At 68.3% G+C, this 11,415-nt stretch carries 9 protein-coding genes; 7 read left to right on the plus strand and 2 right to left on the minus strand.

Translation table 11 applies throughout. From position 1 onward, the window contains the following. From TX83_RS23710 to TX83_RS17930, 4 genes are all read left to right on the plus strand, one after another. On the plus strand, positions 1-205 hold a 205-nt coding region (locus TX83_RS23710), incomplete at its 5' end, for a hypothetical protein (RefSeq protein ID WP_222423788.1). A gap of 363 nt (positions 206-568) precedes the next feature. After that, on the plus strand, positions 569-1,375 hold the full coding sequence (locus TX83_RS17920; protein WP_075575239.1) for a TorF family putative porin: 807 nt from the start codon (positions 569-571) through the stop codon (positions 1,373-1,375). Positions 1,376-1,418: 43 nt separating this feature from the next. Next, positions 1,419-1,757, plus strand: coding sequence for a P-II family nitrogen regulator (locus TX83_RS17925; protein WP_064749351.1), 339 nt, complete (start codon positions 1,419-1,421; stop codon positions 1,755-1,757). Between the two features lie 21 nt (positions 1,758-1,778). Then, positions 1,779-3,164: an ammonium transporter gene (locus TX83_RS17930; protein ID WP_079248293.1), complete on the plus strand. Its 1,386-nt coding sequence runs from the start codon at positions 1,779-1,781 to the stop codon at positions 3,162-3,164. 97 nt (positions 3,165-3,261) lie between these two features. Here the strand turns inward: TX83_RS17930 and TX83_RS17935 are convergent, their stop codons facing one another. Further along, entirely contained in the window at positions 3,262-3,444 is a 183-nt protein-coding gene (locus tag TX83_RS17935; protein WP_064749352.1) for a hypothetical protein, read from the minus strand. A 664-nt stretch (positions 3,445-4,108) separates the two neighbouring features. On the opposite strand from TX83_RS17935, the gene TX83_RS17940 reads away from it, so the two are divergent. The 3 genes from TX83_RS17940 (at position 4,109) to TX83_RS17950 (ending at position 10,703) form a co-directional block, all read left to right on the plus strand. Then, positions 4,109-5,476, plus strand: coding sequence for a S8 family peptidase (locus TX83_RS17940; protein WP_064749353.1), 1,368 nt, complete (start codon positions 4,109-4,111; stop codon positions 5,474-5,476). A 471-nt stretch (positions 5,477-5,947) separates the two neighbouring features. Further along, positions 5,948-8,626 (plus strand): TonB-dependent receptor, encoded by a 2,679-nt coding sequence (locus tag TX83_RS17945; protein ID WP_064749354.1) that lies wholly within the window; start codon positions 5,948-5,950, stop codon positions 8,624-8,626. 514 nt (positions 8,627-9,140) lie between these two features. Beyond that, entirely contained in the window at positions 9,141-10,703 is a 1,563-nt protein-coding gene (locus TX83_RS17950) for a sodium/sugar symporter (RefSeq protein ID WP_064749355.1), read from the plus strand. A 56-nt stretch (positions 10,704-10,759) separates the two neighbouring features. Here TX83_RS17950 and TX83_RS17955 read toward each other — a convergent pair. Beyond that, on the minus strand, positions 10,760-11,415 hold a 656-nt coding region (locus TX83_RS17955; protein WP_141233559.1), incomplete at its 5' end, for a substrate-binding domain-containing protein.

Consider the following 11,415-nt stretch of genomic DNA (forward strand, 5'->3'; position numbering starts at 1 on the left):
CGGGCCGGAATGCGCTTCAACGCATTCCGGACGGCTCCCGGTTCGCCCGCTCGAATACCCGATGTACTGCACGATCCACGCCGTAGAGCAATCGACCGCCATGAACGCTTTCGCCCCACCACCGCCCGTTGTCCGCCTGCGCCGCTTCGCTGCGGCGCGGCGCGATGCGATGCGGCGGTGCGCGGCGGTGCGCGCAGCGGGATGAAACGGCACACGGCCCGGGGCTAGCGCTCCGGGCCGTGTCGCTTTCAGGGAACGAACTCCAAGCCGGGCGGCGCCACCCGCCCACCCCCGCCCGACGACGGCCCACGGCCGCCGTCGCGGGAGCGGCTTGGCCGAAGAAACCCGCAACAAATGCAGCAAAGCGCTTTATCGCGGAACCGACACGAGACCGACAGAGTCCGCAGGTTCCGTCGCCGTCGCCAACGATCGCAGGAGGACGAAACGACCCATGCAAGGCGGACCGAAGAGTCCGCTGTCGCATCGGCGACCGCATCCCGCTACCGGGACCGGGACGCCCGCAGCAATGACCGGGGAGGGGCCACCGCTTATGAGGAGAGCCTGCGTCATGTCGTTACATGCCAATCATCGCGTCACCCGCCGCGTCCGCACGGCGCGCACGAGCGCGCACGCGCTCGCCCTGGCCATGACGGCCGCCTTCGCCGCGCTCGCCGCGGTGCCCGTGCACGCCGGGGTCACCGGCTCGATCGCTCTGACCAGCGACTACCTGTTCCGCGGCGTGTCGCAGACCGATCAGGATCCGGCCCTGCAGGGCGGGATCGAGTACGCCCACGACAGCGGCTTCTACGCCGGCGCCTGGGGCAGCAACGTCAGCTGGCTGTCCGACACCGTGGTGGTCGGCGACGACATCTCCAACAGCCTGGAACTGGACGCTTACCTGGGCTACCGCGGCAAGGCCGGGGAGATCGTGTCCTACGACGTCGGCGTGCTGACCTACTACTACCCCGGCGACTATCCGTCCGGCTTCAACAGCCCCAACACCACCGAGATCTACCTCGGCGGCAGCGTGGCGCCGTCGGAGGCGGTGTCGCTCGGGCTCAAGTACTCCTACGCCGTCACCGATCTGTTCGGCTACGCCGACTCCGACGGTTCGTCCTACCTCGACGCCAACCTCAACTGGACCTTCCAGCCCGGCTGGACGCTCAACCTGCACGGCGGCAAGCAGTGGATCGAGCACAACGAAGACTTCGAGTACACCGACTGGAAGCTCGGCGTGACCAAGAGCTTCGACAACGGATTCTCGGTCGCCGCCGCCTACAGCGGCACCGACGCCGAGAAGGCGCTGTACACCAACGCGCACGGCCACTTCCTCGCCGACGACGCCTTCACCCTGACCCTGACCAAGGCGTTCTGAACGCTTTGCGCCCCACCGTCCAAGACATCCACGGAGCTGCGAGATGAAACTGATCATTGCGATCATCCGCCCGTTCAAGCTCGACGAAGTGCGCGAAGCGCTGACCGAAGTCGGCGTATCGGGCATCACCGTCACCGAAGTCAAAGGCTTCGGCCGGCAAAAGGGCCATACCGAGCTGTATCGCGGCGCCGAATACGTCGTCGATTTCCTGCCCAAACTCAAAGTCGAGTGCGCGGTTCCCGACAGCCTGCTCGACGCCGCGCTGGAGGCGATCCAGAACGCCGCGCGCACCGGCAAGGTCGGCGACGGCAAGATCATCGTCCTGCCGGTCGAAGCGACGGTGCGCATCCGCACCGGCGAGCTCGACGACGACGCTCTTTGAACCCTCACGCGAGATACGACCATGAAGTACACGACGATCGAATCCCGCTCGCGCGAGCGGTCCCCCCATGCCTCGGCCCGCGCGTGGGCCCTGGCCGCGGCGCCGGCCTTGGCGCTGCTCGCCGCCGGCGCCGCGCGCGCCCAGGACGCGGCCGCCGCCGCTGCGCCCGTAGTCGACAAGGGCGATGTGGCCTGGATGCTGACCTCGACCCTGCTGGTGCTGTTGATGACCGTGCCGGGCCTGGCCTTGTTCTACGGCGGGCTGGTGCGCTCCAAGAACGTGCTGTCGGTGCTGATGCAGGTGCTGGCGGTGTTCTCGCTGATCGTGCTGCTCTGGGTCAGCTACGGCTATTCGCTGGCCTTCGCCGGCGGCAACGCCTGGATCGGCAGCCTCGACAAGCTGTTCCTCAAGGGCGTGAACAAGGACGCCCTGGCGGCCACCTTCAGCGCCGGCGTGTCGTTGCCGGAATACGTGTTCGTGGCGTTCCAGTCGACCTTCGCCGGCATCACCGGCGCACTGATCGTCGGCGCCTTCGCCGAGCGGATCAAGTTCTCCGCGGTGTTGCTGTTCGCGGCGCTCTGGTTCACCTTCGCCTACCTGCCGATCGCGCACATGGTCTGGTACGGGCCGGACGGCTTCCTGTTCGCCAAGGGCGCGATCGATTTCGCCGGCGGCACGGTGGTGCACATCAACGCCGGCGTCGCCGGTTTGGTCGGCGCCTACTTCGTCGGCAAGCGCATCGGCTACGGGCGCGAGGCGATCAAGCCGCACAACGTCGCCTACACCATGATCGGCGCCTCGCTGCTGTGGGTGGGCTGGTTCGGTTTCAACGCCGGTTCCAACCTGGAAGCGACCGCCGGCGCAGCCCTGGCTTTCCTCAACACCTTGCTCGCCACCGCCGCCGCGGCGCTGGCCTGGAGCCTGGTCGAAGCGGTGATCAAGGGCAAGCCGTCGATGCTGGGCGGTGCCTCGGGCGTGGTCGCCGGACTGGTCGCGGTGACTCCGGCCTGCGGCACGGTCGGGCCGTTCGGCGCGATCGCGATCGGCGCCATCGCCGGCGCGGCCTGCGTGTGGGGCGTGCACGGGCTCAAGCGCCTGCTGCGCGCCGACGACGCGCTCGACGTGTTCGGCGTGCACGGCCTGGGCGGCATCATCGGCGCGTTGCTCACCGGTGTGTTCAGCTCGCCGGCGCTGGGCGGCTTCGGCCTGGGCGCCGGTAACGACAGCATCCTCGAACAGGTCGGCGTGCAGGCGCTCAGCGTCGGCATTACCGTGGTCTGGTCGGGCCTGGTGTCGGTGCTCGCCTTCGTCGTAGTGAAGGCCGTGGTCGGCCTGCGCGTGGCCGAGGAAGCCGAGCGCGAGGGGCTGGACATCACCAGCCACGGCGAATCGGCGTACGAAAGCTGATCCACGGCGGCCGGCCTTTCGCGCGAAAGGCCGGCCGCGACTGCGCCGCGCCGCGCGCCGTGGCCGGTGCGGACGGCGAGCGCACCGCGCACCGGCGTCAGGGCTGTCCGCTCAGCAAGCGTTCGTACGCCTTGCGCCGGCTGCTGTACGGCGGCACGAACACCACTTCGCTGCGGGCACCCACGCGCACGCTGTCCTTGATATCGAAATGCAGGTGGACGGTGGTCGCGGCGCCGTCGAAGTCGTTGGACACCCGGCCGATGCGCGCGCCGCGCGCCACGGCGGCGCCGAACGCAGCAGGCGCACCGTGTCGGGCTCGAGCTTTTCGTCGGCGCGGATATCGGACTGCGCCTGCGGCCAATCGATCGTCGCCGGGCCCCGTTCGTTCGCCGCCGCCGGCGACGCCAGGATCGCCAAGCCGCATACGGCACCGGACAACGCGATGCGTATCGTCGACATGCAGGAACTCCGCTACGTGACAAAGGCGGCGGCGACGGATCGCTCGCGCGGCGCACCCGGAGAAACGCACTGCCGCGGCGGGCGTGAACGCCGGCTTTTCCGGCGCCCTGGGCGACGCGGACCGCCGCAGCCGGCATCCATCCCCGGCAGGCGGTGGACGGCACGCCACTCTCGGTTGCGCCGCCGGCGCGTTCCGAACCGGCTCGCGCACCGATGGCGCTGCGGCGCTGCCCACTGCGACCGCGCGCCAACCGCAATTCCGATCCGGCGCCACGGAACCGATGTGACGAATAGACGTTTAGCCGTTGTCGAATAAATATTCCTGCCTAGGCTGCCTAGCCCGGATGCATAGCGCTGCATCCCTTACGACGTCCGGACGCAATCGCGGAAGGCAGCCGTATCTCCATCGTCGATCGCGAGAGAACCAGGACGGTTCGCCGCATTAGCGCGGCCAAACGAAACGAAACCTCACGGGAGTTTCGCCAATGTCTCAGCAATCCCAGCGCCACCTCCGCCGGCACATCCTGGCGGCCGCCACCCTCGCCGCCGTCGCCGTTCCCGGCTTCGCCGCCGAACGCGTCAATCTGAGCAGCCTCGATCCGAATCGTCCGGTCGAGGGCTTCATCATCGCCTACAAGTCCGGTTCGCCGGGCAAGGCCGCCGACTTCCAGCGCCGCCTCGACATCGCCGTCGGCGCACTCGGCAAGCGGAGCCTGAGCATCAAGCACGCGCGCTCGGTATCCACCGGCGCCGAACTGGTCGAAACCAGCCGTCCGCTCGACGTGGCCGAAGCGACCACGCTGATGCAGCACATCGCCGCCGATCCGAACGTGGAATACGTCGAGCCGAACTCGATCTTCCATCCGGCGCTGACCCCGAACGACACCAACTATCCCTCGCAATGGGGCTTGCACGGCACCTGGGGCATCCGCGCCAACACCGGCTGGGACAACGGCTACCAGGGGCAGGGCGAAGTCATCGCGGTGCTCGACACCGGCATCACCAACCACCCCGACCTGATCGCCAACCTGACCACGCCGCGCGGCTACGACTTCATCAGCAACGCCGCGACCGCCAACGACGGCGGCGGCCGCGACAGCGACCCGAGCGATCCGGGCGACTGGTGCTCGCCGAACCCGTCCAGCTGGCACGGCACCCACGTCACCGGCATCGCCGCGGCCGTTACCAACAACGCCACCGGCGTCGCCGGCACCGCATTCCGCGCCAAAGTGCTGTCGGCGCGCGTGCTCGGCAAGTGCGGCGGCACCCTGGTCGACATCGCCGACGCGATCACCTGGGCCTCGGGCGGCGTGGTCGCCGGCGTGCCGGCGGTGGGCGCCAACAAGGCCGGCGTGATCAATCTCAGCCTGGGCGGCGGCGGCGCCTGCAGCTCGACCTTCCAGACCGCGATCAACGGCGCGGTGTCGCGCGGCACGACGGTGGTCGTCGCCGCCGGCAACAGCAACGCCGACGCGCGCAACTTCCAGCCGGCCAGCTGCGCCAACGTCATCACCGTCGGCGCGACCACTTCGGCCGGCGCGCGCGCCAGCTTCTCCAACCACGGGCCGGCGGTCGACGTCGCCGCGCCGGGCGTGAGCATCCTGTCGACCTTGAACAGCGGCACCACCACGCCGGGAGCGGCCAGCTACGCCAACTACAGCGGCACGTCGATGGCGGCGCCGTTCGTGGCCGGCATCGTCGCGCTGATGCGCTCCAAGCCTGCCGCCGCGCCGTCGCCGGCCGGGATCGAGTCCATCATCAAGGCCAACGTCACCCCGTTCCCGATCCCTCCGGTTCCGCCGATCGGTACCGGCATCGCCAACGCCGACGCAGCCACCGACGCCACGCCGTAACCGCATCGCCGGCATCGGCCTGCCCGTCCTGCGAACCCCGGCTTCGGCCGGGGTTCGTCTTTTCGGCGTCCGTCGCGCTCGCGCGAACGCATGATGCACTGCGCCATGCAGCGATGCCTCAAACCCGCTTACCGGGCCGCCGCGTCCGTTCGGAGGCCTATCGACTTTGGTCGAACGACTCGCGCGTCTACCGGCGCGTGTAACCGCTTACGTCGACCGTCGGCAGGCACATGCGTGATTGGGGTCACGCTCGTCCAGGCCGACGACGGGTCTTGCCGTCCCGATCGGCTGAGGCTCGAAACCATGCTGCATCGCCGCATCGTGTCCGGAAAATTGACAGCGCTGTCATAGTCGGGCTACATCGGCCGCGCATCGTCAGCCGCCGGCTTCGGATTCGACTCCGATTCGAGCCGCGCACACCACAGGCCACAACCATCGGCCGCCGGCCGACCCCGGGGAGGGGATGTACTGATGACCGTGTCCAGCAGCGCGCGCTTGCGCAGTTCGAGCCTGAGTCTTGCGATCTGTTCGGTGCTGATGGCGGCGCCGGCCTGGGCCCAGCAGTCCGCGCCGACGGCCGAAACGAGCGCCGCGGCGAGCGCGCGCGAAGCCACCGACCTGGACTCGGTGATCGTCACCGTCGAGCGCCGCGAGCAGAGCCTGCAGAAGTACGCCGGCACCGCGCAGGCCTTGTCGCAGGACGATCTGCGCGGACTCGGCATCAACAACGAACTGCGCCAGATGCAGGTCGCCGTGCCCGGGCTGAGCATCGCCAATCAGGAGGGCGCGACCGAAGTCTTCATCCGCGGCGTGGGTTCCTCCAACAACACCGAACTCGGCGACCCCGGCGCCGCGCCGCACGTCAACGGCGCCTACATCCCGCGTCCGCGCGGCCTGGGCGGCATGTTCTACGACCTGGAACGGGTCGAGATCAACAAGGGGCCGCAGGGCACCTTGCGCGGCCGCAACGCGCTGGCCGGCACCCTCAATATCGTCACCAAGCGGCCCGAGCTCGGCGGTGAGTTCGGCGGCTACGTCCAGGGCGAGATCGGCAACCGCGAACAGCGCGGCTACGAGACCGCGCTGAACTTCCCGCTCGGCGACTATGCCGCACTGCGCTTCGCCGGCTACCACATCGAGAAGGAGGCCGGGTTCGAGAACGTCGGCCTGTGGCGGCATATCCAGCCGGCCGGCATCCAGGACGACAACGCCGGCCGTCTGTCGTTCCTGTACGAGCCGGACGACAAGCTCTCGGTGTTCGCGATGCTCGACGTCGGCCGCGAACGCGGCACCGGCTATCCGGGCGCGAACCTGTTCCGCGCCGCCCAGGAAGGCTACGACGCCGACGATATCGAACTGCGCGACATCATCTATCGCGGCGTACAAGGCAAGGTCGACAACAAGCTGTGGGGCTTCCAGGGCACCGTGCGCTACGACTTCGGTCCGGTCAACCTGGAATACAACGGCAGCTACCGCGACGTCGACTACTTCCAGATCAACTCCGCCTCCGACGGCAATACCTGGCCGGGCCGCGACCTGCGCGAACGTCCGCCCGGACAGCCGGCGACCTGGGGCGGCATCGACTACGACAACTTCGGCACCAACTACCTGCAGGCGCGGTCGCAGGCGCAGACCCACGAAGTGCGGTTGTCGTCGGCCGACGATGCGCGCTTCCGCTGGACCACCGGCGGGTTCTACTTCCACGAAAAGCAACAGGTGGGCTTCATCGCCCTGGCCGACAAGGGCGCGTTCTACTCGGGCACCGAGTTCACCATGCCCGATGTCGACGGCAAGTCCTGGGCGGTGTTCGGCGACGGCACCTTCGACGTCAACGAGCGGTTCCGGGTCAAGGGCGGCCTGCGCTACACCGACGAGCGCAAGTCGCGCGACGGCATCGGCGGCAACTGGACCATCGGCCTGGGCGGCGAGGGCGGCGTGTTCCAGACCCGGCTCGGCACCGAAGGCTTCATGCCGACCCTGCTCGACCGGCCGAGCTTCGACGTCGCCGGGCTGAGCAGCAACGCCGACATGGCCCGCTTCCTGCTGCAGGGCATCCTGCGCGCCGGCGCGCGCGACACCATGCAGCAACAACTGCAGGGCATCGTCGACGGCTCGCGTCCCAACGGCACCTGCATCGACCGCCCCGACATCGGCGGCAACAGCGTCGATTGCCCGGCCAACGGCCAGCACAGCTTCCTGGTGCTGGGCGTGCCGTCGCCGCAGCACGGTTCCAGCGCTTTCGACTTCCTCGACTGGCGCATTGGCTTCGAATACGACCTGACTCCGCGCAACCTGCTCTACGCCACCGTCTCCACCGGCCACAAGGCCGGCGGCTTCAACGACAGCTTCGATGTCAACGTCATTCCCGAGACCTACAAGCCGGAGAAGCTCACCGCGCTGGAGATCGGCTCGAAGAACTCGTTCGATTTCCTCGGCCGCACCGCGACCTTCAACGTCAGCGGCTTCTACTACGACTATGCCGACCAGGTGTTCCAGGACCTGAGCGTGATCGCGTTCAACCCCGACGGCGAGGCCACCGGCTTCGCCCTGGTCAACCGCAACGTCGGCAAGTCCGAACTGTACGGCCTGGAGGCCGAGAGCCGTCTGCGCTTCGGCGGCGGCTTCACCCTCGACCTCAACGCACTGTACCTGCAGACCAAGATCAAGCGCGGCGTGGTCGCCGACGTGCGCAGCCAGGATTTCGGCAACGGCGGCATCACTTCGCAGATCGACCTGACCGGCAACGAACTGCCGTTGTCGTCGCGGTTCACCCTCAACGCCCGGCTGCAGCAGGCGATCGACTTCGCCCGCGGCACGTTCGACTGGCAGGTCCTCGCGGCCTACCGCTCCTCGTTCTTCCTGACCCAGTACAACGACCGCGACGTGACCTTCCTGCGCGATACCGCCGGCACGGTCGACCGGGTCGAGAGTTCGGCCATCGCCGGCTTCCCCGACGAGCAGCCTGGCTTCACCCAGATCAACGCCGGCGCCGGTTTCACCACCCTCGACGGCGCTTGGCGGTTCGAGGTCTGGGGCAGCAACCTGACCAACAAAGACGTCTCGCAGAAGGCCCTGGTCGGTTCCGGCGTGAACGTGCGCTTCCTCAACGACGCGCGCAGCTACGGCCTGCGCGTGCGCTGGAACTTCTGATGCCGGCAACACGGCCTTGCAAGCCGGCCGTGCCGTCGTGCGCTCCGCTCCGCGGCGCACGGCGGCAACGGCTGGACGCGTTGGCGACAGCGGACCAAGAGCCTTCGGCGACGTCCCGCCATGGTCGTCCCCGCGACAGCGGCGATCCGGACGCTTCAGCACGCTCTGTGTTGCGTCGTTCCCGCGAAAGCGGGGGCCCAATGGCTTCAGCGCACTCTCTCCCCCGTAATTCCCGCGAACGCGGGAATCCAGAGGCTTCGGCGTCATGCCTCGGCGGAGCCCTGGACTCCCGCCTTTGCGGGCACGACATCGGGTCGATTCCGCGGTGTCCGGGTGCGCTCCCTGCGCGCCAGCGTCGTGCATGGAGTGTGCCTACTTCCCGATTCAGCCTGCTCCCCGCCGCCGTAGATTTCATTGCAATCGAATTCTTGCCCGAAAACGCCGCTGCGCCGTGGTCAAGCCCGGCAGCGGCCGGTAGAACGGCAGGCACCGCGCAGCCATTCTCCGGAACCGCATGAAACTCTCCCTGCTCGATACCCTGATCGTTCTGTTCTATCTGGCCGGCGTGTTCGCCCTCGCGCAATGGGTTTCGCGCGAGAAGGGCGGCCACGAGAAAACCGCCAAGGACTACTTCCTCGCCAGCAAGGCGCTGCCGTGGTGGGCGATCGGCGCTTCGTTGATCGCCGCCAACATTTCCGCCGAACAGATCATCGGCATGTCCGGCTCGGGCTATGCCCTGGGCCTGGCGATCGCGTCTTACGAGTGGATGGCCGCGGCCACCCTGCTGCTGGTCGGCAAGTTCTTCCTGCCGGTGTTCCTGCGCAACGGCATCTACACCATGCCGCAGTTCCTCGAGGAGCGTTACGGCAACGGCATCCGCACGGTGATGGCGGTGTTCTGGCTCGGCCTGTACGTGTTCGTGAACCTGACCTCGATCCTGTGGCTGGGCTCGATCGCGGTGGCCCAGGTCACCGGCATGGACCAGTTCCTGGCCCTGGCCTTGCTCGGCGCGTTCGCGCTCGCCTACCAGTTGTACGGTGGCCTCAAGGCGGTGGCGCTGACCGACATCGTCCAGGTCACCCTGCTGGTGCTCGGCGGACTGATGGTCGCGGCGCTGACCCTGGGCAAGATCGGCGGCGACGCCGGCATCCTGGCCGGCTTCAAGACCTTGTGGGCGACGCATCCGGATCACTTCAAGATGATCCTCTCGCCCGACAACCCGCACTACAAGGACCTGCCCGGCATCGGCGTGCTGCTCGGCGGCCTGTGGGTGATGCATGTCAGCTACTGGGGCTTCAACCAGTACATCATTCAGCGCGCGCTCGCCGCCAAGGACCTGCGCGAGGCGCAGAAGGGCATCGTGTTCGCCGCCGCGCTGAAGATCATCCTGCCGATCATCGTGGTCCTGCCGGGCATCGCCGCGCTGATGCTGGCGCCGGGCCTGCCGCGTTCGGACGACGCTTATCCGGCGATGATGGCGCTGTTGCCGACCGGTGTGCTCGGCCTGGTGTTCGCGGCGCTGGTCGCGGCGATCGTGGCCTCGCTGGCCTCGAAGATCAATTCGGTCGCGACCATCTTCACCCTGGACTTCTACGCCAAGCGCAGGCCCGATGCGCAGGAGCGGCAACTGGTGCGGGTAGGACGCGTGACCGCGGCGATCGCGATCGCGATCGCGATCCTGACGGCGCGCCCGCTGATCGGCGGCTTCGATCAGGGCTTCCAGTACATCCAGGAATACACCGGTTTCTTCACTCCGGGCATCGTGGTGATCTTCGTGCTCGGCCTGTTCTGGAAACGCGCCAACGAAGCCGGCGCGCTGGCCGCGGCGCTGGGTTCGTTCCTGCTGTCGATCGCGCTGAAGCTGGCCTGGCCGGAGTTGCCGTTCGTCAATCGGGTCGGACTGGTGTTCGTGCTCGCCGCGGCGCTGGCCGTGCTGGTCTCGCTGGCCACGCCCTCCGGCGCCGGAGTCGACCGCATCCGCCACGACGGCGTGAGCTATGCGACCGCGCCTTCGTTCAACCTCGCCGCGATCGCCGTGCTGGCGATCCTGGTCGCGCTGTACGCCGTGTTCTGGTGAGGGCGGCAGCGCCCGATCCGTGCGGCCGCCGCGCCGCACGCCGGCGGCGGGCGCGATCAGCGCCGGCGCGTGCGGGCCTTGGCGGCGGGACCGGTGGACTGGCGCAGTTGCAACTCGTAGGCGGCGACGATCATCTGCCCGTCCTGCGGCGACTTGATCCGCTTGAACAACTCGTTCGTGGCCAGCCGGCCCATCTCGCGGGTCGGCTGGCGCACCGTGGTCAAGGGCGGATAGATCTGGCGCGCGATCGGCGTGTCGTCGAAGCCGCACACCGACACGTCGCCGGGAATCGACAGGCCCATTTCGCTGGCGGTGCGGATGGTGCCGGCGGCCATGTCGTCGTTGGCGGCGAAGATCGCGGTCGGCGGATCGGGCATCAACAGCAGGCGCTGGGCGCAGATCGCGCCGGTGTCGTAGTGGAAGTCGCCCTCCGCCACCAGCGCCGGATCGTAGGCGATGCCGGCCGCGGCCAGGCCGTCGCGATAGCCGTTCAAGCGCCACTGGCTGGCGCCGTGTTCGGGATGGCCCTTGATGTGGGCGATGCGGCGATGGCCGAGCGAAATCAGGTGCGCCATCATTTCGCGCACCGCGCGCTCTTCATCGAGGATCACGCCGATGCGGCCGCTGCGCAGCTTGGGCGAGATGTTGGCGTAGGGAATGCCGAGCTGGCCCAGCCGCTTCATCAGCCCGGGATGATCGGTCAGCGGCGGGG

The organism is Lysobacter antibioticus HS124 (genome assembly GCF_000336385.2).
In the GTDB taxonomy this organism is placed as follows: domain Bacteria; phylum Pseudomonadota; class Gammaproteobacteria; order Xanthomonadales; family Xanthomonadaceae; genus Lysobacter; species Lysobacter firmicutimachus.

What these genes read in the sequence shown, in the direction of transcription:
- TX83_RS17940 (WP_064749353.1), top strand. Translation starts at nt 4,109, where the DNA reads ATGTCTCAGCAATCCCAGCGCCACCTCCGCCGGCACATCCTGGCGGCC.
- TX83_RS17945 (WP_064749354.1), top strand. Translation starts at nt 5,948, where the DNA reads ATGACCGTGTCCAGCAGCGCGCGCTTGCGCAGTTCGAGCCTGAGTCTT.
- TX83_RS17930 (WP_079248293.1), top strand. Translation starts at nt 1,779, where the DNA reads ATGAAGTACACGACGATCGAATCCCGCTCGCGCGAGCGGTCCCCCCAT.
- TX83_RS17920 (WP_075575239.1), top strand. Translation starts at nt 569, where the DNA reads ATGTCGTTACATGCCAATCATCGCGTCACCCGCCGCGTCCGCACGGCG.
- TX83_RS17925 (WP_064749351.1), top strand. Translation starts at nt 1,419, where the DNA reads ATGAAACTGATCATTGCGATCATCCGCCCGTTCAAGCTCGACGAAGTG.
- TX83_RS17950 (WP_064749355.1), top strand. Translation starts at nt 9,141, where the DNA reads ATGAAACTCTCCCTGCTCGATACCCTGATCGTTCTGTTCTATCTGGCC.